The 26519-nt window shown below is 70.5% G+C and carries 24 protein-coding genes and 1 pseudogene; 13 read left to right on the top strand and 12 right to left on the bottom strand.

The annotated features are described in order from the left end of the window. Positions 1 to 14 precede the first annotated feature (14 nt). Both ACZ562_RS09540 and ACZ562_RS09545 read left to right on the top strand, forming a co-directional pair. Complete coding sequence (locus tag ACZ562_RS09540; RefSeq protein WP_471175604.1) at positions 15 to 935, top strand: DUF3558 family protein; 921 nt, start codon at positions 15 to 17, stop codon at positions 933 to 935. Positions 936 to 1089: 154 nt separating this feature from the next. Then, positions 1090 to 2388, top strand: a complete 1299-nt coding sequence (locus ACZ562_RS09545) for a DUF2637 domain-containing protein (RefSeq protein ID WP_471175606.1) — start codon at positions 1090 to 1092, stop codon at positions 2386 to 2388. Between the two features lie 60 nt (positions 2389 to 2448). On the opposite strand, the gene lysS is transcribed toward ACZ562_RS09545, so the two are convergent. Then, positions 2449 to 4197, bottom strand: a complete 1749-nt coding sequence (gene lysS, locus ACZ562_RS09550) for a lysine--tRNA ligase (protein WP_471175696.1) — start codon at positions 4195 to 4197, stop codon at positions 2449 to 2451. Positions 4198 to 4325: 128 nt separating this feature from the next. Here lysS and argS point away from each other — a divergent pair, with 128 nt between their 5' ends. Beyond that, positions 4326 to 6101, top strand: coding sequence for an arginine--tRNA ligase (gene argS / locus ACZ562_RS09555; protein WP_471175608.1), 1776 nt, complete (start codon positions 4326 to 4328; stop codon positions 6099 to 6101). On the opposite strand, the gene ACZ562_RS09560 is transcribed toward argS, so the two are convergent. Next, positions 6079 to 6510: an ATP-binding protein gene (locus ACZ562_RS09560; RefSeq protein WP_471175610.1), complete on the bottom strand. Its 432-nt coding sequence runs from the start codon at positions 6508 to 6510 to the stop codon at positions 6079 to 6081. The genes argS and ACZ562_RS09560 overlap by 23 nt on opposite strands. A gap of 112 nt (positions 6511 to 6622) precedes the next feature. On the opposite strand from ACZ562_RS09560, the gene ACZ562_RS09565 reads away from it, so the two are divergent. The 4 genes from ACZ562_RS09565 to ACZ562_RS09580 all read left to right on the top strand — a co-directional run bounded on the left by ACZ562_RS09565 (position 6623) and on the right by ACZ562_RS09580 (position 8975). Continuing rightward, complete coding sequence (locus tag ACZ562_RS09565; protein ID WP_471175612.1) at positions 6623 to 7450, top strand: helix-turn-helix domain-containing protein; 828 nt, start codon at positions 6623 to 6625, stop codon at positions 7448 to 7450. After that, positions 7447 to 7710 (top strand): DUF397 domain-containing protein, encoded by a 264-nt coding sequence (locus ACZ562_RS09570; protein ID WP_471175614.1) that lies wholly within the window; start codon positions 7447 to 7449, stop codon positions 7708 to 7710. The genes ACZ562_RS09565 and ACZ562_RS09570 overlap by 4 nt, the downstream gene beginning before the upstream one ends. A 110-nt stretch (positions 7711 to 7820) precedes the next feature. Beyond that, a complete protein-coding gene (locus tag ACZ562_RS09575; RefSeq protein ID WP_471175615.1) occupies positions 7821 to 8129 on the top strand; it encodes a hypothetical protein in 309 nt (102 codons plus the stop codon). A 54-nt stretch (positions 8130 to 8183) separates the two neighbouring features. After that, on the top strand, positions 8184 to 8975 hold the full coding sequence (locus ACZ562_RS09580) for a DUF4253 domain-containing protein (protein WP_471175617.1): 792 nt from the start codon (positions 8184 to 8186) through the stop codon (positions 8973 to 8975). Between the two features lie 16 nt (positions 8976 to 8991). Here ACZ562_RS09580 and ACZ562_RS09585 read toward each other — a convergent pair whose 3' ends face one another. Beyond that, positions 8992 to 10221: an aminotransferase-like domain-containing protein gene (locus tag ACZ562_RS09585; RefSeq protein WP_471175619.1), complete on the bottom strand. Its 1230-nt coding sequence runs from the start codon at positions 10219 to 10221 to the stop codon at positions 8992 to 8994. 361 nt (positions 10222 to 10582) lie between these two features. On the opposite strand from ACZ562_RS09585, the gene ACZ562_RS09590 reads away from it, so the two are divergent. After that, positions 10583 to 10852 (top strand): hypothetical protein, encoded by a 270-nt coding sequence (locus ACZ562_RS09590; RefSeq protein WP_471175621.1) that lies wholly within the window; start codon positions 10583 to 10585, stop codon positions 10850 to 10852. Here the strand turns inward: ACZ562_RS09590 and ACZ562_RS09595 are convergent. After that, positions 10807 to 12240, bottom strand: coding sequence for an FAD-binding protein (locus ACZ562_RS09595; RefSeq protein ID WP_471175623.1), 1434 nt, complete (start codon positions 12238 to 12240; stop codon positions 10807 to 10809). The two genes, ACZ562_RS09590 and ACZ562_RS09595, sit on opposite strands and share 46 nt — an antisense overlap. Before the next feature lie 229 nt (positions 12241 to 12469). On the opposite strand from ACZ562_RS09595, the pseudogene ACZ562_RS09600 reads away from it, so the two are divergent. Next, a pseudogene (locus ACZ562_RS09600) lies at positions 12470 to 12698 on the top strand (DUF4232 domain-containing protein); the annotation flags it as partial. A gap of 170 nt (positions 12699 to 12868) precedes the next feature. On the opposite strand, the gene hemB reads toward ACZ562_RS09600, so the two are convergent. The 3 genes from hemB to ACZ562_RS09615 all read right to left on the bottom strand — a co-directional run bounded on the left by hemB (position 12869) and on the right by ACZ562_RS09615 (position 16313). Further along, the gene (gene hemB / locus ACZ562_RS09605) at positions 12869 to 13867 is read right to left on the bottom strand and encodes a porphobilinogen synthase (RefSeq protein WP_471175625.1); all 999 of its coding nucleotides are present in this window, start codon (positions 13865 to 13867) and stop codon (positions 12869 to 12871) included. Between the two features lie 94 nt (positions 13868 to 13961). After that, on the bottom strand, positions 13962 to 15326 hold the full coding sequence (locus ACZ562_RS09610; RefSeq protein WP_471175627.1) for an FAD-binding oxidoreductase: 1365 nt from the start codon (positions 15324 to 15326) through the stop codon (positions 13962 to 13964). Positions 15327 to 15335: 9 nt separating this feature from the next. Further along, positions 15336 to 16313 (bottom strand): antibiotic biosynthesis monooxygenase, encoded by a 978-nt coding sequence (locus ACZ562_RS09615; RefSeq protein WP_471175629.1) that lies wholly within the window; start codon positions 16311 to 16313, stop codon positions 15336 to 15338. Between the two features lie 67 nt (positions 16314 to 16380). Here ACZ562_RS09615 and ACZ562_RS09620 point away from each other — a divergent pair, with 67 nt between their 5' ends. Continuing rightward, on the top strand, positions 16381 to 16947 hold the full coding sequence (locus ACZ562_RS09620) for a nucleoside deaminase (protein ID WP_471175631.1): 567 nt from the start codon (positions 16381 to 16383) through the stop codon (positions 16945 to 16947). Positions 16948 to 17007: 60 nt separating this feature from the next. Here the strand turns inward: ACZ562_RS09620 and ACZ562_RS09625 are convergent, their stop codons facing one another. From ACZ562_RS09625 to ACZ562_RS09645, 5 genes are all read right to left on the bottom strand, one after another. Beyond that, the gene (locus ACZ562_RS09625; protein ID WP_471175633.1) at positions 17008 to 18714 is read right to left on the bottom strand and encodes a bifunctional uroporphyrinogen-III C-methyltransferase/uroporphyrinogen-III synthase; all 1707 of its coding nucleotides are present in this window, start codon (positions 18712 to 18714) and stop codon (positions 17008 to 17010) included. Then, entirely contained in the window at positions 18711 to 19715 is a 1005-nt protein-coding gene (gene hemC / locus ACZ562_RS09630) for a hydroxymethylbilane synthase (RefSeq protein WP_471175635.1), read from the bottom strand. Before hemC ends, ACZ562_RS09625 begins: the two co-directional genes overlap by 4 nt. After that, positions 19712 to 21481, bottom strand: a complete 1770-nt coding sequence (locus tag ACZ562_RS09635) for a glutamyl-tRNA reductase (RefSeq protein WP_471175637.1) — start codon at positions 21479 to 21481, stop codon at positions 19712 to 19714. The genes hemC and ACZ562_RS09635 overlap by 4 nt, the downstream gene beginning before the upstream one ends. Next, positions 21478 to 22242, bottom strand: a complete 765-nt coding sequence (locus ACZ562_RS09640; protein WP_471175639.1) for a redox-sensing transcriptional repressor Rex — start codon at positions 22240 to 22242, stop codon at positions 21478 to 21480. Before ACZ562_RS09640 ends, ACZ562_RS09635 begins: the two co-directional genes overlap by 4 nt. Before the next feature lie 211 nt (positions 22243 to 22453). After that, entirely contained in the window at positions 22454 to 22732 is a 279-nt protein-coding gene (locus ACZ562_RS09645) for a glutaredoxin family protein (protein ID WP_471175641.1), read from the bottom strand. Between the two features lie 137 nt (positions 22733 to 22869). Between ACZ562_RS09645 and ACZ562_RS09650 the strand changes: the two genes are divergently transcribed. From ACZ562_RS09650 to ACZ562_RS09660, 3 genes are all read left to right on the top strand, one after another. Next, a complete protein-coding gene (locus ACZ562_RS09650; RefSeq protein ID WP_471175643.1) occupies positions 22870 to 23805 on the top strand; it encodes an HAD family hydrolase in 936 nt (311 codons plus the stop codon). A 293-nt stretch (positions 23806 to 24098) separates the two neighbouring features. Continuing rightward, positions 24099 to 24890: an ECF subfamily RNA polymerase sigma factor, BldN family gene (locus ACZ562_RS09655; RefSeq protein ID WP_471175646.1), complete on the top strand. Its 792-nt coding sequence runs from the start codon at positions 24099 to 24101 to the stop codon at positions 24888 to 24890. Between the two features lie 233 nt (positions 24891 to 25123). After that, positions 25124 to 26356: a DUF5667 domain-containing protein gene (locus ACZ562_RS09660; protein WP_471175648.1), complete on the top strand. Its 1233-nt coding sequence runs from the start codon at positions 25124 to 25126 to the stop codon at positions 26354 to 26356. Positions 26357 to 26519 lie beyond the last annotated feature (163 nt).

The following is a 26519-nucleotide window of genomic DNA, read 5'->3' on the forward strand; positions in this document are numbered from 1 at the left end:
GAACCACAAGCGTCATGAGTGAAGGAACCATGCAGCGACCAGCACATCGAGACATGGGGGTACCTCCCACGCCGTTCCGGCAGTGGGGGACCGACCAGCGAGCGAAGCGCCTGAACCGCGTCCTTGTCTGCGCGGCCGCCGTCCCCGTGGTGCTGCTCGCGGCCGGCTGCTCCTCGGACTCCGGCTCCGACGGCGGCGGGAGCAAGAGCCCGGCCGGCGAGACGAAGGCGTCCGCGAGCGCGTCGCCGACGGTCCAGGCGGCGGCGTACCGGGAGCTCCCCAAGTCCTGTGCGGTGCTGTCGAAGAAGACGCTGGGCGATCTGGTCCCGAAGGGGGTCAAGTCCGGCAAGGAGGGCGCTTCGGACGACACGGCGACGCGCGCCAGCTGCTCCTGGAGCAGCCTGGACAACAACGGCGTGAAGGGCTCGCAGTTCCGCTGGCTGAACGTGTCGCTGCTCCGATTCGACTCGGACGTCTCGCGCGGCCCGGCCGACAAGCAGGCGCGGGCGTACTTCGAGAAGCAGGTCCGGGACGCCCAGGCGGTGGAGGGCGCGAAGAACACCAAGTCGGAGCCGGTCGCCGGGACGGGCGACGAGGCGACGGTGGTGCAGTACGACCTGAAGAAGAAGGAAGGCGCCTTCAAGCAGCAGACGGTCGTGGCGCGTGTGGAGAACGTCGTCGTCACGGTCGACTACAACGGTGCGGGCCTGGCCGGCGAGAAGACGCCGAGCGTCGCCACGCTGAAGAAGGCTGCCGAGAAGGCCGCCAAGGAGGCGGTGGCTGCGGTGACGTCGGCGAACGGCGGCGGCACGGGTTCGGGTACCGGCTCGGGTCCGGGCACGGGTTCGGGCACGGCAAACTCCACGCCTTCTGCGTCGCCGTCGAAGTCGGCCGCCAAGGCGTCTCCGTCCAAGTCAGCGTCGAAGAAGAGCTGACTGTCACACCAGCACTTAACCTGCAGCTCAGCCAAGCCTTTTGAAGGAGCCCGGCCCTTTCGGGGACCGGGCTCCTGACGTACCGGCAACGCGTCCGCCGTACACATGTGCCACCCTGTTGCGCGCACCAACACGCAAGGGGAGGGGAGTACGGGTGGCCGCGCCACTGCAGCTGACTCGGATGCACCGCGTTCTCATCGGCGTGGTCGTGACCGGCGCCGTGATCATCGCCGGCATCGGCTTCGCCGGTTCGTACGCGGCCGTCCGCGAGCTGGCCGTCAAGAAGGGCTTCGGAACCTTCTCCTACGTCTTCCCGATCGGCATCGACGCGGGCATCTGCGTCCTGCTGGCCCTGGACCTCCTCCTCACCTGGATCCGCATCCCCTTCCCGCTGCTGCGCCAGACGGCGTGGCTGCTGACGGCCGCGACGATCGCGTTCAACGGCGCGGCGGCCTGGCCGGACCCGCTGGGCACGGGCATGCACGCGGTGATCCCGATCCTGTTCGTGGTCTCCGTGGAGGCGGCCCGGCACGCGATCGGCCGCATCGCGGACATCACCGCCGACAAGCACATGGAGGGCGTCCGCCTCACCCGCTGGATGCTCTCCCCCGTCCCGACGTTCCTCCTGTGGCGCCGCATGAAGCTGTGGGAGCTGCGCTCCTACGAGCAGGTCATCAAGCTGGAGCAGGAGCGTCTCGTCTACCAGGCCCGCCTGCGCTCACGCTTCGGCCGATCATGGCGACGGAAGGCTCCGGTGGAGTCCCTGATGCCGCTGAGGCTGGCGAGGTACGGGGTGCCCCTGGCGGAGACGGCTCCGGCGGGCTTGGCGGCGGCGGGCATAGAGCCGGCGCTGCTGCCCCCGGCGCCGCAGCCGGAAACGCAGGTGGCTGCGGGCCATCGTGCCGCTGGGGCGGCGCCCGTCCCGCAGAGAGCGGCACCCGCCGGCGAGCAGCGCCTGGAACTGGCGGGCAACCAGCACGCCGAGCAGCCCGACCACATGCCCGACGACGACCAGAGCCCCTGGTTCCAGCCCCCGCAGCACATCGAGTACCACGGCGACTACGACCCCACCTACGACCCCGAGCAGTACGCCCAGTGGTACGCGGAACAGCAGCAGTACGAGGAGCAGCAACCGGAGCGGTACGAGGAACCCCCGGCCCCGCAGGACCCGTCTCCGGAGGAGACCGGCAGCTTCCCCATCCCGGCGGGCCCGGGCCGCACACGCGAGCTCGGCGAAGGTGGCGGCACCCCGGCCCCCGAGCCGGACGAGGAGTCGCTCTACCAGGTCTTCAAGCAGTCGATAGACGGCAGCGGCTATCCGACCCCGCGCGAGTTCAGCAACAACGTCGAGGCGACGTACGGTGTCCCCGTCCTCGACGCCGAGGCCAAGCGCATGGTCCTGCGCTTCCAGAACCGCCACACCGCGGAACTCGAAGCCGACCACATCGCCTGAGCGAACGACGGGGGCGCCCGGTGATCACCGGGCGCCCCCGTCGTCGTACCGCGGGCGGCTCTACTCCCCGAGCAGCGTCCGGACCCGCTCCTGGCCCACGGCCAGCAGCAGTGTGGGCAGTCGCGGCCCCGTGTCCCGCCCCACGAGCAGGTGGTACAGGAGCGCGAAGAACGACCGCTGGGCGGTCTTGATCTCCGCCGGAAGCTCCTTGGGGGTGGCGTCGGCGGAGAACCCGGCCTGGACCTTGGGCACGCCGTAGACGAGGTGGGTGAGCCCGTCCAGCGACCAGTGGTCCGCGAGCCCGTCGAGCAGCAGCCGCAGCGACTGCTGCGCCTGCTCGTCGAGGGACTTCAGCAGCTCGACGTCGGGCTCGTCGCGGACGATGGTGCGCTGGTCGGCGGGGACGTGGGTGTTGATCCACGCCTCGGCCTTGTCGTACCGCGGCCGGGCCTCGTCGAGGGCGCCGAGCGGGTTGCCCGGGTCGAGGTCGCTGAGGATCCGCAGTGCCTGGTCCTGGTGTCCGGCGGTGATGTCGGCGACGGAGGCCAGCGTGCGGTACGGCAGCGGCCGGGCCGTGCGCGGCAGCTCGCCGCCCGCCGTCCGCACCGCACGCGCGTGCGCGGCGACGTCGGCGGGGAGGGCCGCCCCTTCGGCGACCTTGGCGTCGAGCTTGTCCCACTCGTCGTAGAGGCGCTGGATCTCCTGGTCGAAAGCGATCTTGAAGGACTGGTTGGGCCTGCGGCGGGCGTACAGCCAGCGCAGCAGCTGCGGCTCCATGATCTTCAGCGCGTCGGCGGGGGTGGGGACTCCGCCGCGGCTGGACGACATCTTGGCCATGCCGCTGATGCCGACGAAGGCGTACATGGGCCCGATGGGCTGCTTGCCGTCGAAGATGCCGACGATCTGCCCGCCGACCTGGAAGCTGGAGCCCGGAGACGAGTGGTCGACACCGCTCGGCTCGAACACGACGCCCTCGTACGCCCAGCGCATCGGCCAGTCGACCTTCCACACCAGCTTGCCGCGGTTGAACTCGTTCAGCCGGACGGTCTCGGAGAAGCCGCACGCGGTGCAGGCGTATGTCAGCTCGGTGGTGTCGTCCTCGTAGGACGCGACGGTGGTGAGGTCCTTCTCGCAGTTGCCGCAGTAGGGCTTGTACGGGAAGTAGCCGGCGGCGCCGGAGCTGCCGTCGTCCTCGCTCGCCGCGCCCGAACCCTCTTCGGCCTCGAGCTCGGCCTCGTCGACCGGCTTCTGCTGCTGCGGCTTCTTCGCCGGGGCCTTCTTGGTGCGGTACTGGTCGAGGATCGCGTCGATGTCGCCCCGGTGCTTGATGGCGTGCAGGATCTGCTCGCGGTAGGCGCCCGAGGTGTACTGCGCGGTCTGGCTGATCCCGTCGAACTCGACGCCCAGCTCGGCGAGCGACTCGATCATGGCGGCCTTGAAGTGCTCGGCCCAGTTCGGGTGGGCGGAGCCCGCCGGGGCCGGGACGGAGGTCAGCGGCTTGCCGATGTGCTCGGCCCAGGCCTCCTCGTCGACGCCGGCGATGCCCTTGGGCACCTTCCGGTACCGGTCGTAGTCGTCCCACGAGATCAGGTGCCGGACCTGGCGGCCCCGTCGGCGGATCTCGTCGGCCACGAGATGCGGCGTCATGACCTCACGCAGGTTGCCCAGGTGGATGGGCCCGGAGGGGGAGAGTCCGGACGCGACGACGACCGGTTTGCCCGGGGCCCGACGCTCCGACTCCTCGATGACCTCATCCGCGAAACGGGAGACCCAGTCGGTGGTCTCGGTGCTCTGAGCCACGATCGGCACGTCCTTCTTTCTCAACGGGGTGACACCCCATTCTCACAGAACGAGTTGCGACCGGGAAAACCGCTTTACGCCCCATGGGATACTGGGCAGGTCTGTCCATCCCCACGAGGAGAACGGCTCCCATTCCTATGGCCCCGGTCACGTCCCTCAGCGACTCCGTCAATCAGCGCCTCGCGTCCGCCCTCTCGGCAGCCCTGCCGGAGGCCGGCTCCGCCGACCCGCTGCTGCGACGTAGCGACCGGGCCGACTTCCAGGCCAACGGGATCCTCGCGCTGGCGAAGAAGGCGAAGGCCAATCCGCGGGAGCTGGCGACGCGGGTCGTGGCGCGGATCGAGTCGGGAGACGAGCTCGACCCGATCAAGGACATCGAGGTGTCCGGCCCCGGCTTCCTCAACATCACGATCAGCGACAAGGCGATCACGCAGAACCTCGCCGCGCGGTACGCGGACACCGCCCGCCTCGGCGTGCCCGTCGCCGAGCACCCGGGGACGACGGTCATCGACTACGCCCAGCCGAACGTGGCGAAGGAGATGCACGTCGGCCATCTGCGCTCCGCCGTGATCGGTGACGCGGTGGTCCAGCTCCTGGAGTTCACGGGCGAGACGGTGGTCCGGCGGCACCACATCGGCGACTGGGGCACCCAGTTCGGCATGCTCATCCAGTACCTGGACGAGCACCCGCACGAGCTGGACCACAAGGCCGCCGAGGTGACCGGCGAGGAGGCGATGTCGAACCTCGACCGCCTCTACAAGGCCGCGCGGAAGCTGTTCGACGCGGACGAGGAGTTCAAGACGCGGGCCCGGCGCAGGGTGGTCGACCTACAGGCGGGCGACCCGCACACCCTCGCCATGTGGCAGAAGTTCGTCGACGAGTCGAAGATCTACTTCTTCTCCGTCTTCGAGAAGCTGGACATGGAGATCCGGGACGAGGACATCGTCGGCGAGTCGGGTTACAACGACATGCTCGCCGAGACCTGCCGCCTCCTCGAGGAGTCCGGCGTGGCGGTCCGCTCCGAGGGCGCCCTCTGCGTCTTCTTCGACGACATCAAGGGCCCGGACGGCAACCTGGTCCCGCTGATCGTGCAGAAGTCGGACGGCGGCTACGGCTACGCGGCGACGGACCTGTCCGCGATCAGGGACAGGGTCTTCAGCCTGAAGGCGGACAGCCTGATCTACGTCGTCGACGCCCGCCAGTCGCTGCACTTCAAGATGGTCTTCGAGACGGCCCGCAGGGCGGGCTGGCTGGGCGACGACGTGAAGGCGCACCAGCTGGCGTTCGGCACGGTCCTCGGCAAGGACGGCAAGCCGTTCAAGACGCGTGAGGGCGAGACGGTACGGCTGGTGGACCTCCTCGACGAGGCGATCGAGCGCGCGACCGCCGTCGTCCGGGAGAAGGACACCCAGGACCTGCTCTCCGACGAGGAGATCGCCGAGCGTGGCACCCAGGTCGGCATCGGCGCGGTGAAGTACGCGGACCTGTCGACGTCGGCGAACCGGGACTACAAGTTCGACCTGGACCAGATGGTCTCGCTGAACGGCGACACGAGCGTGTACCTCCAGTACGCGTACGCCCGTATCCAGTCGATCCTGCGCAAGGCCGGCGAGGTACGCCCGTCCGCCCACCCGGAACTCGGACTGGCCGAAGCGGAGCGGGCGTTGGGCCTGCACGTGGACGCCTTCGCGGAGACGGTGGCGGACGCGGCGACGGAGTACGCCCCGCACAAGCTGGCGGCGTACCTCTACCAGCTGGCGTCCCTGTACACGTCGTTCTACGACAAGTGCCCGGTCCTGAAGGCCGAGACGCCGGACCAGGTGGAGAACCGCTTGTTCCTGTGCGACGTGACGGCCCGCACCCTGCACCAGGGCATGGCCCTGCTGGGCATCAGGACGCCCGAGCGGCTCTGACGGCCCGCGGCGGGAGCTCGAACTCGCACCACACCGCTTTTCCGAGCTCCCGCTCCGCCACTCCCCACTTGTCGCTGAGCGCCGCCACGAGCAGCAGCCCGCGACCGCCCTCGTCGGCCCGGTCGGCGATGCGGGGGACGCCGGGTCCGCTGTCGTGCACCTCCACCCGCAGTACGTGGCCGTCGTAGCGCAGGAACACCCGGAAGTGGCGGCTCGGCGGCACCCCGTGCAGCAACGCGTTAGTGGCCAACTCGCTTACGCAGAGGACCACGTCGTCGGCGCGCTCGCTTCCGGCCAGCCCCCATCCGGCCAGGGTCTCGCACGCGAAACGCCGGGCGGTGGTGACGGACCGGCGGTCCCGGCGGAAGAACCTCTCGCGCAGGGGCGGAAGTTGGATCGTCTCGTTCACGGGACGAGAGTCGCAGAGAGTCACTAGTGTTGATCACTGAGTGAACCCGTACAGATTTTTTGTACGGGTTCGCACGGGGTCGCGTACGGGCGGCGTGGGGAGTTGGACCAGCATGAACTCCAGGAAGCTTCCGCGGAAGAAGAACCTCTCGGCCATGAGGATGCTGGGCGTCCAGCTGGGCACGGCACGCCGTGCGGCGGGCTACACCCAACGCGCCCTCGCGGACCAGCTGATGCTCGACGAGGAGACCGTCGCGTCGATCGAGCAGGGCAGACGGCCGCTGAAGCCGGATCTCGCGGAGCTGCTGGACCAAGTCCTGGACACGAAGGGGATGCTGGCGGCGGGGGTGGAGAACCTGCCGGAGATCGATCAGTTCCCCATGTGGGCGGAGCTGTACATGGAGCACGAACGTGAGGCGATCGCCCTCTCCTCGTACGCCAACCAGGTCCTGCCCGGCCTCCTTCAGACCGAGGCCTACGCACGCGCTGTCCTACGCGAACGCGTTCCCGCATACCACGCGGACGAGGTCGAGACGAGGACGGCCGCCCGCTTGGGCCGCCAGGACATCTTGTGGCGCAAGATCCCGCCGACCGTCAGCTTCGTCGTGTGGGAGCCGGTCCTGAGCCTCGAGGTCGGCGGCCCCGAAGTACGAACCCGACAACTGCTTCACCTGCGCAAGTGCACCGAATTGCCGGGCCTGTCAGTGCAGTTCCTGCCGATGTCCAGCACGTCCCACGCCGGGCTCAACGGCCCCTTCGTACTCCTGGAGACCCCGGACCACCAGCACCTGGCCTACATCGAGGGCCAACGCGGCAGCCAGTGGGTCTCCGACCCGAACGAGGTGTCCATCCTCGCGCGCAAGTATGCGATGCTGCGAGCACAGGCCCTGACGCCGCAGGAGTCGAAAGTCCTGCTCGACCGTCTGCTAGGAGAGCAATGAGCACCGCACTTCAGTGGTTCAAGTCGACCTACAGCGGCGACGAGGGCGGCGAATGCCTCGAAGTCGCCTACACCTGGCGCAAGTCGAGCTACAGCAGCGACGAGGGCGGCGCCTGCCTCGCAGTCGCCACCACCCCCCACACCATCCACATCCGCGACTCCAAGAACCCGGAAGAGAGCGCCCCCACCCTCCGGCTCGCCCCCGAAACCTGGGCCGCGTTCACCGCATACGCATCGAGGCGAGGTGACCTACGCGTCTGAGTCCTCCTCGCATGCACTCACGGCAACTCTCTAATGGACACCATTGGAGAGAAGGGAACCGCCGCATGCTTGGCTGGTACGTCATTGTGTCGAGCCGGACTCCGGGGCAGATGGACCGCGAGACGGTCGAGGCCGGCCAGGCGGCTGTCCTGGCGCGGTGGGAAGTCGGCGTGTTGGGGTTGGATTGGCTCAGGGAGCTCGTGGAGGCCGGCAGGGCCGAGCAGCTGTCACACAACGGGTACCCCAACCGCTACACCGCTCGCGCCGGCGACGTGCTGCCCTTGCTCGCCGATGGGCCGCCGTCCCATGTCCGTCATCCCGCCATCTCCGAGCCCCGGCTCGTGGAGCTGCACTCCGACCGCATGGCCGCGTGTCCCCCGGACCAGGTGCTGACCGTCGAGGTATGGGACCAGTCATGAACCCGGACGGACCTGGCCCTGTGATTGTCAGTGCCTGCCCCTACAGTCACTGGCATGGCGAAACTTCCCAATCCGCTGCCCCGGTTGGCAGCCGATCCGAGCGGGCGCGTACTCGGGCTTGAACTCCCTCCCGGGAGACTGATCGACACGACGGACGACGGGCCGTGGCACGAGCCGTTGCTGTGGCATGCGGGACGCCCGGCCTCCTCCGGGAACTGGGCGCGGCTGGGCTCGCCCGGCGCACGGGTGGGGCTGCTCCCGGTGCTCGTCGACGTCGGCGGGAGCCAAGGCGGACCGGAGGAGTGGGAGTTGATGCCCGGGGAGATGTCGTACCCGGGGGATCACGACGCCGAGGAGGTGCTGGCCGAGTTCTGGGAGGAGAACGCGGAGGACGCACCCGGCCCGGACTGGCCCGGCCTCGCCACTGCCCCCCGGCTGGAGGCCGACCCCGACACCCGCGCCGCCGTGGTCGCCGATTCCCTCCTGGACGAGGGCTCCTGGTTCAAGGAGCCGCGCCTCGCCCTCGTCCCGGCCCGCCGTTCCGCCGACATCCCGGCGGCCATCGGCTGGTCCGGCCCCCTGAACTACGAGAACGACGTGGCGCGCCTCTGCTCGGTGCTCCGCTCCTGGGAGGACCGCTTCGGCATACGGGTCGTGGCGCTCGGCTTCGACACGCTGGTCGCGTCCGTCGCCGCTCCGCCCGCCACCCTTGCCGCGGCCGAGGCGGTCGCCGTCGAGCACTTCGCGTTCTGCCCGGACAACGTCCTTCAGAACGGCGACAGTTCGCTGCGGTCGTACGCCGAACAGCTGGTCGGCCAGGAGGTCTGGTCCTTCTGGTGGGACTGAGTGGGCGGGGCCGCCGTCAGCGGCCCGGCAGCCCGAGCCCCTTCCCCAGCCTCCGCAGCCCCTCCCCGATCTCCTCGGGCGTCTGCGTCACGAAGCACAGCCGCAGCGTCGAGCGGTCGGGGTCACCGGCGTAGAAGGGCGCGCCCGGGACGTAGGCGACATCGTGCCGTACGACCTCGGCGAGCAGGGCTGTCGTGTCGTACGACTCCGGCAGCCGCGCCCACAGGAACATCCCGCCCTCGGGACGCCCCCAGGTCGACCCCTCCGGCAACGCCTCCGCCAGCCCGCCGAGCATGGCGTCGCGACGTTCGCGGTACACATCCGCCACCCGCGCGACATGCGCGTCCAGATCACGGTCCGCCAAGTACCGCGCAGCCGCCAGCTGGTTGACGGTCGGCGTGTGCAGATCCGCCGCCTGCTTGGCGACCGTGCAGGCCCTGCGCAGGTCTCCGGGTGCCCGCAGCCAGCCGAGCCGCAGGCCCGGTGCCATGACCTTGGAGAAGGAGCCGAGCAGCACGACCCGGTCCCCGGCCCCCTCGTGGGAGGCGATCCACGGCACCCGCGCACCCTCGAAGCGGAGCTCGCCGTAGGGGTCGTCCTCGATGATCCACAGGCCCCGGCGGGCGGCGACGGACGCGACGGCGGCCCGGCGTTCGGCGGGCATGGTGCGGCCGGTGGGGTTCTGGAAGGTGGGGACGGTGTAGAACAGCTTGGGGCGCTCCCTCACCACCAGTTCCTCCAGCGCGTCGGGGTCGACCCCGTCCCCGTCCCCCGGCACGGGGACGACCCGCGCGCCCGCGAAGCCGAAGGCCTGCAGGGCGGCCAGATAGCAGGGGTTCTCGACGAGCACCGTGTCCCCGGGGTCCAGCAGCGCGGTGGCGAGCAGCGACAGCGCCTGCTGCGAGCCGGTGGTGACGAGGACGTCGTCGGCGTCCGTGGGCAGCCCGCGCGACGACATCCGCCCCGCGAGCGCGGTCCTGAGGACGGACTCGCCCTCCGTCGTGGAGTACTGGAGCGCCTGCGCGGGCGCCTCCGTGAGGACCGCCTGGTACGCGGCCGCGATCGCCTCCGCGTCGAACAGCTCCGGCGCCGGCAGCCCGCCCGCGAAGTTGATCACCTCGGGGCGGGCGATGACCGCCAGGATGTCCCGTACGGCCGAACCACCGATCGAACGAGCCCGCGCGGCGAGCGGCGGCACGGGGGCGGCGGCATGGATGGGCGCCGGTGCGGGCTCGGTTATGGTCATGACATGCTCCTTCGGCTGCGGCGACTCGCGTGCCCCGCAGCCTAGAGAAGTACGTGCCACCTACAAGTAGGTTTCCGTGATACGGACTGGCCGCAGCCCCGGGCCGGTCTCGGCGTCTCCGGCCATTCATCGGTCGACACGTGGTCAACCACCCGACTCTCAGCGGAACTCGATGCTGCCCACAGCTCGGGCAGCACCCGTCCCCGCGTCCCACGCCACCTTTCTGGGACACGTCATCCCCGCAGGTCAGCCGCCGTCCCACAGATCCGGTGTCCCGAATCCCCCGGCGAGAGTGGCAGCCGGAGTTGGTGACCCCTCAGGCTGTGGGTCGACCCCGAACGACTCACGAGAGGGCAGTCCCATGTCCGCATGTCCCGCCCTCTTCCGGCTGCTCGCCGCCACCACGGCGGCCCTCGCGGCGCTCACGCTGACCGCGTGCGAGGACGGAGAGGGCCTGCGCGACGAGGGCCCGTCGTCGGCGGGCGTCCCCTCCGCGACGAGCACCGCCGCGTCGAGTCCGTCCGGGTCGACGTCGGCATCCCCGCTGCCCTCCGGCCGCTGGTGCCGCGCCAGAATCACGCCACGTCAGAAGATCCCCTGTCCCGGCACCAGCACATTGCCCGGGTCGTAGAGCCGCTTGGCGGCGACCAGGAAGGGCCACGCGGAGCCGAAGTGGGCACGCCAGTCGGCGCGGCTGAAGGGGATGGAGCCGACCGGGTACTGGGTGCCGCCGGCCGCGGCGGTGGCCTGGTAGGCGGCACGGTTGGCGGACAGCAGGCGGTTGACGGTGGCGGTGTCCTCGGGCGGGGTGGTGCGCAGGACGGCGAGGAGGTACGGGACCGGGTCGTCCGGCATGCGCAGCAGGTGCCGGTGGAAGCGCTCACGCAGCAGCGGATAGAGGAGCACCACGCCGGGGCCGAGGTCGGCGGGGGTGAGGTCGTCCAGGATGCCGCCGGCGACGGAGGCGACCTGGTCACCGGGGATGAGGAGATTGAGCCAGGGGTGCGCGTACGCCCACAGGCCCGCCGCCTTGAGCGCGGCCACGGGACCGGCGAGCCGGTCGAGGAAGTCGTAGTAGGCGAGGTCGGCCGTCTGGACGCCGGAGGGGTCGTGGTGCAGGCCCGCCAGGAGCCGGGCATCGTCCGGGTGCGCGTCGTACGAGACGGCTTCCAGGGTGTAGTTGCGGAAGGCGCCGCTCTCGTCGGCGGCGACCTGGCCCTCGACGTAGCCGAAGCGGCCGTCGGTGACCAGCAGCAGCTGGTCGGCGAGGAAGGTGTTCAGGTCGTCGTAAGGCAGCAGGTAGTGCCGTACGGTCGTGGGCGCGGTGACCAGGCGGATGGTCGCGCCGACGATGATGGCGCACTGTCCGAGGCCGGCGAGGACGGCGCGGAAGAGGTCGGGGTGCCGGGTCGGGGAGCAGCGGACCAGCCCGCCCGCGCCGGTGACGACCTGCAGCTCGGTGACGTTGTCGACCTGGGCGCCGTGGTGGTGGCTCTGTCCGCCCAGGCCGCCCGCGGACAGGGTGCCGCCGACGGAGAGTTCGAGGTAGTCGGTGAAGACGGGCGGGGTGAGCCCCTTGACCAGGGTGGCCTTGGTGACATCGCTCCACCTGGCGCCCGCGCCGACCGTGACCGTGCGGCTTTGGGCGCTGACGGCACCGATCCCGGCCAGCGGCGTGGTCTCGATGACCAGCCCCCCGTCGACCTGCGCCTGGCCGAACGTGGCATGGCCCTGGCCGCGCGGGGCGACCTTCAGACCGTGCCTGTTGCAGAAGCGGACCATGGCGACGACGTCGTCGACCGAACCGGGTCGCAGCACCGCGACCGGCCGCCGGTGGATGATGTGACCGAAGTCGTCCGCGGCGGCGATGAGCGAGGCGTCGTCGGTCAGCAGCGTCCCGTCCAGGTGGGGCAGGCCCACCAGTGCGTCGTCCGCCTGGTCCGTCGGTGTCGCGGCGACGGCCCAGTTCCGGCCGATCGGGTCGAAGCCGATGACCACGGCCCCTGCGGTGGTGGCCATTCCGCGCAACATGGCGCGTCGGGACGGCAGTTGGGACATTGGCTCTCCCTGAACGGGTCGGACGGCGGATCAACAGTGCGGGATTGTAGCTAGGATCCCTCGCCCTCGGCCACGGCCACTGCGAGCCGCCGAGGGGGAACTCGTAGGCCGGGCGCCCGTTGTGACCCGCCTCGGGCTCGACCGCGGGACGAAAGCACGGCTTCCGGAGGCACGGCTTTCGACCGGCGCCGCCGTCACCACGCTCGCCCCCGGCGAGTCCGGCTACGCCGGCGCCCTGCTCTCGGCCGCGGACGGCAGCGGAGACGGCGGGAGCACCGGCCACAAGCTGACGGTCTGCTTCCAGGGCAGGACGCCCAACAGCAGCGGCGGCGCCGCGACCCGTCACTCCGGCCAAGGGCGTGTACTACGACAGCTCGCTGTCGGTCACGTACCGGCAGTCGAGCTCCGACGACGCCGTTGAAAGCCAGTGCCGCGTCAGCCAGGGTTTGCCCGGCAAGGAGCGGCGTCCGGTGCGTGCTCTCGGCGTGCCGGCCGGAAGTCCTCGTACTGGACGTACTCGGGCTTTCGGCCGGTGCGGCGAGAGGGCGTGCCGGGCGTCGCGACGGGGCGAACCTCGGCTGACGCGGCACTAGGGCCGGCGCAGCATCTGGGCCGCCTCGGTGGCCCAGTACGTGAGGATGTTCTGCGCGCCCGCCCGCTTGATGCCGGTCAGCGTCTCCAGGATGGCCCGGTCCCGGTCGATCCAGCCCTTCTCGGCGGCGGCCTCGATCATCGAGTACTCGCCGGAGATCTGGTAGGCGGCGACCGGCACGTCCACGGTGTCGGCAACGCGGGCGAGAATGTCCAGGTAGGGCCCGGCCGGCTTGACCATCACCATGTCGGCCCCCTCCTCCAGGTCGAGAGCCAGCTCACGCAGGGACTCGCGGACGTTCGCCGGATCCTGCTGGTAGGTCTTCCGGTCGCCCGTCAGCGACGAGGCGACGGCCTCCCGGAACGGCCCGTAGAACGCGGACGCGTATTTGGCGGTGTAGGCGAGGATCGCGACGTCCTCGCGCCCGATCTGGTCGAGGGCGTCCCGGACGACCCCGATCTGGCCGTCCATCATCCCGCTGGGCCCCACGACGTGCGCGCCGGCGTCGGCCTGGACCTGGGCCATCTCGGCGTACCGTTCGAGGGTGGCGTCGTTGTCGACGCGGCCCTGCTCGTCGAGCACCCCGCAGTGCCCGTGGTCCGTCGTCTCGTCGAGGCACAGGTCGGACATGACGAGCAGGTCGTCCCCCACCTCGGCCCGCACGTCCCGGATCGCGACCTGGAGAATCCCGTCCGGGTCGGTGCCGGGCGTCCCGAGGGCGTCCTTCTTCGCCTCCTCGGGCACGCCGAAGAGCATGATCCCGGAGATCCCGGCCGCGACGGCCTCGGCGGCCGCCTTCTTCAGGCTGTCCCGGGTGTGCTGGACGACACCGGGCATCGCGGCGATCGGCACCGGCTCGGTCGCGCCCTCGCGCACGAACGCGGGCAGGATGAAGTCGGCGGGGTGCAGCCGGGTCTCGGCGACCATGCGCCGCATGACGGGGGTGGTGCGCAGCCGCCGGGGACGCGTACCGGGGAAGGATCCGTACTTCGTCATGCACCTACGCTACGCCCGCCTCCAAGGCGCCTTTGCCGACGCCGTGTCGACCGCCCGGCGAACGCGGGGGAGCCCGCGCAGACGCCCCGCCCCTTCACGGCGTGAGGTAGGTGTGGAAGACGTTCTCCGGGTCGTACTCCGCCTTCAGCGCCCGCAGCCGCTCCCAGTCGTCCGGGGTGTACGACCGCCGGGCCCGGGACGGGCCGGCGGTGAGGTCGGCCTCCGCGACGTAGTGGCCGGTGCCGTAGGGCTCGACGGCCCGCATCGTGTCCCTCAGCCAGCGGGTGTTGGCGGCGTCGTCGGCCGGGTCGTCCCAGATCGCGAAGGGTGCGAGATAGGTCTCGCCGAGGACCGAGAAGGCCATGTCGCGCGAGAGGACGCGGTCCCGTGAGGCGGGCCACAGGGGGGCGAGGACGAGCGACTGCTCGGAGGGGGCTTCGGCGACCGCGGCGGCGAGCGCGGGCAGCAGGATCTCGTACCCGGTGTCCGACCACAGGGTGTCCACCACGTTGCGGTGTTCTCGGGGCCAGAAGTCGGACGACGTGCCGTACAGGTCCTCGAAGGTCTTCGGCTCGTCCGTCTTCTGGAACAGGGCGCGTTCGGCGAACGGGCAGTTCCGCAGCGGTGCCAGGCAGCGGCCGGCCTCCTCGCGCGAGCGGGCGAAGGCGGTACCGGTGAAGCTGATCACCTTGGGCCTCGGCGTCGCCGCGATGACGTCCGGGGAGGCGGTCGCGAGCATGAAGGACGCCTCGACGTTCGCCGGAAGCCGCCGGGCTGCCGTGGTGGCCCAGCGGGTCACCGGTTCGACGTCGGCCAGGGGAAAGGTGTACGTGGTCTCGGCGACGGCTGTCGGGAGGTCGTGCAGTGTCACGTGGAAGCGGGTGGCGACGGCGAAGAAGCCGGGTCCCGCGCCGCGCGCGGCCCAGAAGAGGTCGGGGTTCTCGTCCCGGCTGCAGGTGAGGGCGGCGCCGTCCGCCGTGACCACCTCGACCGCCCGCACGCTGGCGGCGGCCGGTCCGAGGGCGCCGGAGTTCCAGCCGAGGCCCCCGCTGAGGAGGAAGCCGCCCAGGGCTACGGGTCCGCAGTGCCCGGCGGGGAAGGCGAGGCCGTGCTGGGCCAGTGCGGCGACGAACTCGCTTCCGCTGAGGGCGGGTTGCAGGGTCGCGGTACGTGCGGCCGGGTCGATCTCGCTTGCGTCGAGTGCGGACAGGTCGATGAGCATGCCGCCGTCGCGCAGCGGTGAGCCGCACCAGCTGTGTCCGTGGGAGCGAAGCGCGATCCGATGGCCCTCGTAGCGGGCCAGCCGGATGGCGGCCGGGACGTCCCGGTCCGAGGCGGCCCGGACGATCAGGTCGGGAAAGCGCTGTGGTTTGAGGTTGTTCCACAGCATGTCCGACCAGGTGCTGTCGTAGGCGGCGTCGCCCCGCCGGACGATCTCCCCGTCGATTTCTGCGCTCATGACGGCTCCTCATCCGGTCGTGAGCCCGAAAATCAGGAGACAGAGCGCCCAGCACAGCACCACGACGGCGGTCCCCGCCACATGGATGCGCACGGAACGCGCGCGTGTCGGCACCAGCCAGAAGGCGAGGGCACGGTTCACCAGGGGCATCAGCAGCCAGGTCAGGGCGGAGACGCTCAGGACGTTTCCGATGAACAGGCCCAGATAGCCGGGGATTCCGAGGTCGCGCAGCTCATAACCGACCGTCAGATTCAGGACCATCACGGTGGGATACAGCGCCAGCACCACCGACATGGCCTGTTTCCAGTTGGGCGGGACCTCGCCGTCCGCGCCCTCCCCGAAACGGAACCAGCCGCTGAACGCCGACCCCACCTTGTGCACGTCGTAGGCGGAGAAGTAGTTCTCCCCCTCCGCCAGGAGTTTGGCCCGGACGCCGGACCGCAGCCAGTCGTCGAGGTGTTCGCGGGTGTCGAAGCGGAAGACGACGACCCAGTTGTCCTGGATTCCCTCGACCGGCTTGAACAACTCGGTGCCCATGAAACCCGGGAACCTCCCCTGGGCCTTGAGGACCTTGTCCTGCCACCGCGCGAAGTCCTCCTCACGGCCGGGCCGCACATGATGGGAGATCACCGCCGTGACGGCTTCCTCCTCGGGTGGCGTCGGCGCACCGCCGGCCAGGACCTCCTGTGTCGGCGTCCCGTCGAACAGCGGACGGCCCTCGGAGAGCAGTTCCCCGCGCTCGCCGGAGTCCAGCCAGGCGGTCAGCTTGTCGATACCGGAGAACCGGAAGACCACCACCCATGCGCGTTCGTCCCCGGGACCCGGGGGATACATTTCGGTCCCCTCGAATCCGTCGAATGCGCTCACGGCCCGATTGGTCCGCTCCTGCCAGCGCTGGTACTCGTCTTCGCGGCCTGCCCGCACTTTCTGCGAGGTCACCACGGTCGCAGCGTCACCGGCCGGGGCACGGATTGCACTGACACCCATACGGAGTAGTCTAATTCAAAGGGGAGTTATCGGACAAACGGGGACATGCAACGGGTGGAGGTCCGACATGGGTCACAAGGAGTTCCTGGCCGAAGCGGTACGCCTGGCCACCGAATCCGTCGAAGAGGGCTGGGGCGGTCCGTTCGGTGCCGTCATCACCCGGAACGGCGACATCGTGGCCCGGGGACAGAACCGAGTTCTGCTCACCGGCGACCCCACCGCGCACGCCGAGGTGGAGACCATACGCAAGGCCGTGCAGCGCCTGAACCCCGAGGCTCCTTCGATATCGCCGGAACACCAGAACGAGAGCACGCTCGAGTATGTGCCGCGCCCCGAAGGCTCACCCGACCCGGTACCGGAGCGGGCCAGGATGCTGCAGGGCTGCTCGATCTACATCAGCGGCGCGCCCTGCCCGATGTGCATGAGCGCCATCTACTGGTCGCGGATCGACGACGTGTACTACAGCTGCGACCTGCATGCCACGCGGAAGATCGGCTTCGACGACGCCTTCCAGTACGAGGACTTCCAGAAGCCCCTCGCCGAGCGCCGCATCCACGTCGAGCAGATCCACCCCGAACTCGGCGCCCAGGCCTACGAAGCCTGGGAGCTCAAGCCCGACCGGCACCCCTACTGACGTACCGGCGAACGGGGTTGCGGCGAGGAGTGCCGTCCGGGCGGCCTCCCCGCCGCTCCGTCAGGTCGTCGTACGACGCCGGCGCGCTCCCGGCCGACGCTCACTCGGCCGCGTGACCGGGTCTCCCGCCTCGAGTGCCGCGGTCCTGCGCCGCAGCCCGAAGTCGGCCAGCGCCTCGGCCAGCTTGTGGACGGACGGCTCGGGCGCCATCACGTCGACCCGCAGCCCGTGCTCCTCCGCGGTCTTCGCGGTGGCGGGACCGATACACGCGATCACGGTCACGTTGTGCGGCTTCCCGGCGATACCCACGAGGTTGCGCACCGTGGAGGACGACGTGAAGAGCACGGCGTCGAACCCGCCACCCTTGATCGCCTCGCGCGTCTCCGCCGGCGGCGGCGAGGCCCGCACGGTCCGGTAGGCGGTGACGTCGTCGACCTCCCAGCCCAGCTCGATCAGCCCGGCGACCAGAGTCTCGGTGGCGATGTCGGCGCGCGGCAGGAAGACCCGGTCGATGGGGTCGAACACCGGGTCGTACGGCGGCCAGTCCTCCAGCAGTCCCGCCGCCGACTGCTCGCCGCTCGGCACCAGATCCGGCTTCACGCCGAAGGCGATGAGTGCCTTCGCGGTCTGCTCGCCGACCGCGGCGACCTTGATACCGGCGAAGGCGCGGGCATCGAGCCCGTATTCCTCGAACTTCTCGCGCACGGCCTTGGCCGCGTTGACCGACGTGAAGGCGATCCACTCGTAACGCCCGGTCACCAGTCCCTTGACCGCCCGCTCCATCTGCTGCGGCGTGCGCGGCGGTTCGACGGCGATCGTCGGCACCTCGTGCGGCACGGCGCCGTAGGAACGCAACTGGTCGGAGAGCGAAGCCGCCTGCTCCTTCGTCCGCGGCACGAGCACCTTCCAGCCGAACAGCGGCTTGGACTCGAACCACGAGAGCTGCTCACGCTGAGCCGCGGCGGAACGCTCACCGACCACGGCTATGACCGGCCGCCCGCCCTCCGGGGACGGCAGGACCTTCGCCTGCTTCAGCGTCTGGGCGACCGTGCCGAGCGTGGCGGTCCACGTCCGCTGACGCGTGGTCGTGCCGGCTACGGTGACGGTCATCGGCGTGTCGGGCTTGCGTCCTGCGGACACCAGTTCGCCTGCGGCGGCGGCCACGGAGTCCAGCGTGGTGGACACCACGACCGTCCCGTCCGACGCCCCGACCTCGGTCCAGCACCGGTCCGAAGCCGTCCGCGCGTCCACGAACCGTACGTCCGCGCCCTGGGCGTCCCGCAGCGGCACACCCGCGTACGCGGGCACGCCGACGGCCGTGGCGACACCGGGCACGACCTCGAACGGCACACCCGCGGCGGCGCAGGCGAGCATTTCCTCGGCGGCGTACGTATCAAGTCCCGGGTCCCCGGACACGGCACGCACGACCCGCTTGCCGCTCCGCGCGGCCTCCATGACAAGATGTGCGGCATCCCTCACAGAGGGGACCCCAGCGGCTGTTGACGCACCGTCAACAACCGTCAGCTGAGGCGTGCCTGTGCCCGGAACCGGGTCGCTGGCAGGGTCCGCGTCCGTGTTCACCACGGACACGCCCTGCCTGGCATGCACACGTACGACGTCGAGCACCTCGTGCTCGGCGACGAGGACGTCCGCGTTCGCCAGCGCCTCCACGGCGCGCAGAGTCAGCAGTCCCGGATCCCCGGGTCCGGCACCGAGGAAGGTGACGTGCCCGTGTTCCGGACCGACGGGATAGGTGGTGGGGCTCACTGTGCTCGCTCCCCCATCAGACCGGCCGCGCCCTGGGCAAGCATCTCGGCCGCGAGTTCACGGCCGAGCGCCATTGCCTGGTCGTACGTCTCGGGCACGGGACCGGTGGTGGACAACTGCACCATGCTCGTGCCGTCGGTCGTGCCGACGACGCCGCGCAGGCGCATTTCCTTGACAATCTGCCCGTCGGCCAGCAGGTCGGCCAGCGCGCCTACAGGGGCGCTGCAGCCGGCCTCCAGGGCGGCGAGCAGTGACCGCTCGGCGGTCACGGCGGCCCGTGTGAACGGGTCGTCGAGCTCACCGAGCGCCGCGATCAGGTCAGTGTCCTGGGCGGTGTTCCCCGCCCTGCACTCGATCGCGAGTGCCCCCTGGCCGGGGGCGGGCAAAACCGTGTCGACCGACAGGAAGTCGGTCACCTCGTCACTCCGGCCGATCCGGTTCAGTCCGGCGGCCGCGAGGACGACGGCGTCCAGTTCGCCGCCGTGCACGAGCCCGATGCGGGTGTCGACGTTGCCGCGGATCGGCACGGTCTCGATGTCGAGGCCGTGTGCGCGCGCATACGCGTTCAGCTGGGCCATGCGGCGCGGTGAACCGGTGCCTATGCGGGCTCCGCGCGGCAGGTCGGTGAACTTGAGTGCGTCGCGGGCGACGATCACGTCGCGCGGGTCCTCGCGCGGCGGCACGGCGGCCACCACGAGGTCCCCGGGCTGCGTGGTCGGGAGGTCCTTCAGCGAATGAACCGCGAAGTCGACCTCACCCCTGAGCAGCGCGTCGCGCAGCGCCGTGACGAACACACCCGTGCCGCCGATCTGCGCAAGATGCTCACGGGAGACGTCCCCGTACGTGGTGATCTCGACAAGCTCCACGGGCCGTCCGGTCACCCGGCGCACGGCGTCCGCCACCTGCCCGGACTGGGCCATGGCGAGTTTGCTCCGCCTGGTGCCCAGCCTCAGTGGCTCCTTTTGATCGGTTCGCCTGCGGGGCTCACGTCGCTCAGTCATGCCGGCCCTCGGTTCTTGCCGTTCTGGTCGTGCTTCTCGGTGCTGTCCTCGGCGCGGGAGACGGCGGCAACCGTCTCGGGGTCGAGGTCGAACAGGGTGCGCAACGCGTCCGCGTACCCAGCTCCGCCGGGTTCAGCCGCGAGCTGCTTGACTCGTACGGTCGGCGCGTGCAGCAGCTTGTCCACGACGCGCTTCACGGTCTGGGTGATCTCGCCGCGCTGCTTGTCGTCGAGTCCGGGCAGCCGCCCGTCGAGCCGGGCGATCTCGCTCGCCACGACGTCGGCGGCCATGGTGCGCAGCGCGACGACGGTGGGCGTGATGTGCGCGGCCCGCAGGGCCGCCCCGAAGGCCGCGACCTCGTCGGAGACGATACGCCGCACCTGGTCGACGTCGGCCGCCATCGGGGCGTCCGCGGAGGCCTCGGCGAGCGACTCGATGTCCACGAGCCGCACTCCGGCCTGCCGGTGCACGGCCGCGTCGATGTCGCGGGGCATGGCGAGGTCCAGGAGGAACAGCGCGGGCGCGGGACGCGGGATCTCGGCGACCGGCTCCGGCCTGCGGCGCTCCGGGATGCGGCCGACGCCGGCCGCGGCGGCGGCGAGCGCCGCGATCGCCTCGGAGTCCGCTGCCGGGTCGAGCACGGTGACGGTGCCCGGCCTGGCCTGCGTGCGCTGCGCGCGGCCGGGGGCGTCGACGGCGCCGTTGTCCACCCAGGCCGCGTGCTGCTCCAGCTCGGCGGCGGCCATCCCGGCCACGGCGGCCTCGCCGAGGACGGAGAACCCGGCGGTGCCCTGCACGGCGGAGAGGTCCAGCGGACAGGCCTCCTCGGTGCCGACGCCGGTGGGCGGCAGGGCCGCCTCCCGTACACCCGCCTTCAAGGCCGTACGACCGCTGCCGCCGTCGCGCCCGGCGACGGGTGCCCCGACCCGGCCCTCGACCGCCTTCGCGACGGACTCGGCGGTCAGGACCAGTCCCGTCGCCCCCGTACAGGAGACGGCGACATCGGCACGTGTCAGCTCGACCGGCACCGACTCCATCGGTACCGCGCGGGCCAGCACGTCCGTGTCGTCGCCCTCGGCAAGGATCTGCGCGAGGCGCTCGGCACGGTCCAGGGTGCGGTTGGCGATCACGATCTCGGCGACCCCGGCCCGCGCGAGCGTGGCGGCGGCCAGCGACGACATCGAGCCGGCGCCGATCACGACGGCCTTCTTGCCCGCGGCCCACTGCTCGACCGCCGTACCGGACGACAGCTGCTCCAGGCCGAAGGTGACCAGAGACTGCCCGGCGCGGTCGATGCCGGTCTCGGAGTGAGCCCGCTTGCCCACCCGGAGGGCCTGCTGGAACAGGTCGTTCAGGAGCCGCCCCGCGGTGTGCAGGTCCTGTGCCCGGGCGAGCGAGTCCTTTATCTGGCCGAGGATCTGCCCCTCGCCGACGACCATGGAGTCCAGCCCGCACGCCACCGAGAAGAAGTGGTGGACGGCCCGGTCCTCGTAGTGGACGTAGAGGTAGGGCGTGAGCTCCTCCAGGCCGACCCCGCTGTGCTGGGCGAGCAGCGTGGACAGCTCGGCGACACCGGCGTGGAACTTGTCCACGTCGGCGTACAGCTCGATGCGGTTGCAGGTGGCGAGAACGGCGGCCTCGGTGGCCGGCTCGGCGGCGACGGTGTCCTGCAGCAGCTTTATCTGGGCGTCCGCGGACAGTGCGGCCCGCTCCAGGACGCTGACCGGGGCGCTGCGGTGGCTCAGCCCGACGACGAGGAGACTCATGCCGGCATCACGGCGGGCACGTCCCCGTCCGGTCCCTTGTCGGCGGACTCGCTGCGCGTGGCGGCGGCCGGACCGGCGCCGTCGGGCGACGCGGCCTCCTCGCCGGCCTTGCGCTGCTCGTGGAAGGCGAGGATCTGCAGCTCGATGGAGAGGTCGACCTTGCGCACGTCGACGCCGTCCGGGACGGACAGCACGGTCGGCGCGAAGTTCAGGATGGAGGTGACCCCGGCGGCGACGAGCCGGTCGCAGACCTGCTGGGCGGCCCCGGCGGGAGTCGCGATCACGCCGATCGACACACCGTTGTCCTCGATGATCTTTTCCAGGTCATCGGTGTGCTGCACGGGGATCCCGGCGACGGGCTTTCCGGCCATTGTCGGGTCGGCGTCGATGAGCGCGGCGACCCGGAAACCACGGGAGGCGAACCCGCCGTAGTTGGCGAGCGCGGCGCCGAGGTTACCGATACCGACGATCACAACCGGCCAGTCCTGGGTCAGGCCCAGTTCGCGGGAGATCTGGTAGACGAGATACTCGACGTCGTACCCCACGCCCCGCGTCCCGTAGGAGCCCAGGTAGGAGAAGTCCTTGCGCAGCTTCGCGGAGTTGACCCCCGCGGCGGCCGCCAGCTCCTCGGACGAGACCGTGGGCACAGAGCGCTCCGAGAGCGCGGTGAGGGCTCGGAGGTACAGCGGAAGACGGGCGACGGTGGCCTCGGGAATCCCTCGGCTACGGGTCGCCGGTCGGTGAGTTCGGCCAGTTGCCACGGTGCTCCTGCGGGTAGAGCGGGGCTGCAGGCGGTCACACGTACCTAGACCGCCCCGTCGAATGCAGGCTATGTCTTTGTGAACGCGTGCACAAAGATGGTGTCCGATTTGCCCGGCCAACGTGACCGGGCTCACGCGCCCCCGGCGCGCGAGTGCGGAACCGGCGCACAGGCACCACCACTCTCTTGCGCCCGCGGGCAAACCGGACGCTCTAGTCGGTCAGAGCCTTGCGGAGGCGCTCCTCGTTCACACGCCAGAAGGTGTGCTGTTCCCCGTCGACCAGGACGACGGGGATCTGCTCCCAGTACTGGGCGTGGAGTTCGGCATCCTCGGTGATGTCCTTCTGCTCCCACGGCACCCCCAGATCGGCGCACACCTTCTCGATCAAGGCCTGCGCGTCATCACACAGATGACACCCCGGCTTGCGGACGAGGGTGACGAGCCGGTCCTCGGGGGACCGGGCGGGCTTTCGGCGGAAGACGGGACTCATGTCGGCCATTGTCGCGCCGCAGCTCAGCGACGGAAGCCCCGGTCAGATCAGTTCTTTAACGGCGCGGTCGCGGAGAGTTCACAGCGACCGAACCTCAGGACTCCGGAAGCCCTGAACAAACTGGCTATGCTCACGACATGGCCGCTCTTGGATGGCTCACTCCCCGTAGGCGCTCCGCCACGGCGCGGAGCGTGTTGGCAGGCGAAGCCTCGGCGGAGGCTGCGCGCAAGTCGTCGCAGGACGTCCCCGACGTCCCGGACGTCTCCGGTGCCGGTGGGGAACCGGCGTTTCCGGTGCTCGGCGACGACATGGCCGCCGCCTTCTTCGACCTCGACAACACCGTCATGCAGGGCGCCGCGCTGTTCCACTTCGGCCGGGGCCTGTACAAGCGGAAGTTCTTCGAGACGCGGGACCTCGCCAGGTTCGCCTGGCAGCAGGCGTGGTTCAGGCTGGCCGGGATCGAGGACCCCGAGCACATGCAGGACGCGCGCGACTCGGCGCTGTCGATCGTCAAGGGCCACCGCGTCTCCGAGCTGATGTCGATCGGCGAGGAGATCTACGACGAGTACATGGCCGAGCGGATCTGGCCCGGCACCCGGGCGCTGGCGCAGGCCCATCTGGACGCGGGCCAGAAGGTGTGGCTGGTCACGGCGGCCCCGGTGGAGATCGCCCAGGTGATCGCCCGCCGGCTGGGCCTGACCGGCGCGCTGGGCACGGTGGCGGAGTCGGTCGAGGGCGTCTACACGGGCAAGCTGGTCGGCGAGCCGCTGCACGGCCCGGCGAAGGCGGAGGCGGTGCGCGCCCTGGCCGCGGCGGAGGGCCTGGACCTGTCCCGCTGCGCCGCCTACAGCGACTCCCACAACGACATTCCGATGCTCTCCCTGGTCGGCCACCCCTACGCCATCAACCCGGACACCAAGCTGCGCAAGCACGCCCGCCGGCTGGAGTGGCGCCTGCGCGACTACCGCACGGGCCGCAAGGCGGCGAAGGTCGGCATCCCCGCTGCGGCGGGCGTGGGCGCGGTGGCGGGCGGCACGGCGGCGGCGATCGCCCTGCACCGGCGCCGCCGGTAGGCGGCTCGGACCGTTCGACACCGTGTGCGGTCGCGTTGGCTGCACACGGCCACAACACGCCCCGGACCGAGACCGAAGACGAATCATTTCGATCAACAACCGGTCACTCTGCGGTACTTGGTACCGCCTCAATCGGTTACGGAAGCGCCGTAATCGATGATTTGAGCAACTGGGTGTAGCAGTGCCTGCACGAAGCGTTATTCTCCTCAGACGCATACCGGTACCCCTCCGTCGCTACGACGGGTGAACGGTCCCGCACTGCACGTGATGGAAGCTCTGCCTCTGGGAGTCCCGTGTACCCACACGTCGGGGTTGACGCCTCGGGCCTGGCTACGCTGCGCGCAACGGTCCAAGCCCTGTTGCGCGGCTTCGTCCCCACCGCTTGTGCCGTCCCAACCGCGTACGCCGTCCCCGCCCTCGCCGTGGCCGGCGCGCCGGTCGGCCCCTGCTACGCCCTCGCCGAAGGCAGCGCCGCCGTCGGCAGACGAGGGCGCTCGACCGGCGCCGCCACCCCCCGCCGTCCGGCCGCGGACAGCGACAGCGCCCGAATGATGGATCTCGTCGAACGCGCCCAGGCCGGCGAGTCCGACGCCTTCGGGCGTCTCTACGACCAGTACAGCGACACCGTGTACCGGTACATCTACTACCGCGTGGGAGGCAAGGCGACCGCCGAGGACCTCACCAGCGAGACCTTTCTGCGCGCCCTGCGCAGGATCGGTACGTTCACCTGGCAGGGCCGCGACTTCGGCGCATGGCTGGTCACCATCGCCCGCAACCTCGTCGCCGACCACTTCAAGTCGAGCCGCTTCCGGCTCGAAGTGACGACCGGCGAGATGCTCGACGCCAACGAGGTCGAGCGGTCCCCCGAGGACTCGGTCCTCGAGTCCCTCTCCAACGCCGCCCTCCTCGACGCCGTACGGCGACTCAACCCCCAGCAGCAGGAGTGCGTCACGCTCCGCTTCCTGCAGGGCCTCTCCGTCGCCGAGACCGCCCGCGTGATGGGCAAGAACGAGGGCGCCATCAAGACCCTCCAGTACCGCGCCGTCCGTACCCTCGCCCGGCTCCTGCCGGACGACGCCCGCTGAAGGAACACACTCGGTAACACCCAACTCGCTTTCGGTGAAAGTCCGTTGACTACCCCATCCAACCATCCGGTGTCCGTAACCCAAGTGCCGCGCCGCTCGTTGTGCGGGATGCAGACTCCCTGTGGTCACTCCCTGGCCGACTCCGATCACTCGATCGTGTGGATGTGGTCAGGGCGTGCAACCCTCAGGACCCCCTGGGGAGTCGACCGTCATGACGAGAGGAGGTGCCGCCAGTGATCGCAAATGTATCGGCGCACCGGCGGGCGAACGCCTTCGCCCAGGCCCTGGAGGAGTCCGACCGGGGTACGGCGGCCGAGCAGTCCGAAGGACCGGCACCGTCCCCGGCTGCTGCGGAACAGACCGGGCAGGGCCTCCTGATGGCCCTCGCCGAGCGTCTCGGCGAATTGCCCAGGCCGGAGCTGGACCCCGAGGTCAAGGTCGTCCAGCGGGCCCAGCTGGTGGCCAGGTTCGAGGCCATGCTGCAGGAGGGCACCGCCGGGGGCGAGGCCAGGGATCCTTCCCTGCCCGAGCAGCGTTCCACTCGGACACGAGGAGCTCACCGGGCGTCCCCGCTGGGGAAGCTGCGACCGCGTTCAAGACTGACCAAGGGGCTCGCCGCGGGCGGGCTCAGCGTCGGTGTTGCCGCGGGAGCATTCGGCGGAGTCGCCGCCGCGAGCTCGGACGCCCTGCCCGGTGACTCGCTCTACGGCCTCAAGCGCGGCATCGAGGACTTCAAGCTCAACTACATGTCCGACGGGGAGGACGAGCGCGGCCAGGCCTACCTCGACCAGGCCTCCACGCGGCTGAGCGAGGCCCGCCGGCTGATGGAGCGGGACCGCGGCGGCCAACTCGACCACGAGTCCGTCGGCGAGATCCGCCGCGCCCTGTCCGGCATGCAGCACGACGCCTCCGAGGGTCACCGCCTGCTGCACGAGGCGTACCAGCGCGACCCGGACTCCCTGGGCCCCATCCAGGCCCTCTCCGCCTTCTCCCGCTCGCACCGCGAGACCTGGGGCGCCCTGCGCGACCGACTGCCCGTCCAGCTCGGCGACGTGAGTCAGCAGGTCTCGTCGGTCTTCGACGCCATAGACGAAGAGGTCGCCCCGCTGCAGTCCCTGCTTCCGCAGCCCCCCGCCCGGAGCGGCGGCAGCGGCCAGCGGCAGGGCTCGGGTCCGGCGTCCCCCGGCTCGCCGGGTTCGGAGCCGGCGGCGGCACCCAGCACCGGCAGCGGCACCTCCGACGAAAGCGGCGCAGGCAGCGGCAGCCCCAGTGACTCGGCCGGCTCCGCCGGCGAGGACGACGGCCTGCTCGGCGGCGACACCGGCGGCCTGCTCGACCCGCCGAAGGACACCGGGAGCGCCTCCCCGTCCACGTCCGCATCGACCACCGAGCCGGACGTCACCCTCCCGCCGCTCCTCCCGGGCCTGCTACCGGGCCTGGGCATCGACAGCGACGACGAGGACTAGGACCAGCGCGCGGACCGGTCCGTACGACGGCGGGGGCGCCCCTCTCGGGAGGGGCGCCCCCGCCGTCGTACTCCCCCAAAGGCCCCCCCGAAGGGACTCCTCCAAACCCAAAAGGGCTCCCCCTAAAAACATTCTTCGATGTTTTTCAAATAAGTCATATTCG

The organism is Streptomyces sp. NPDC040410 (assembly GCF_055595715.1).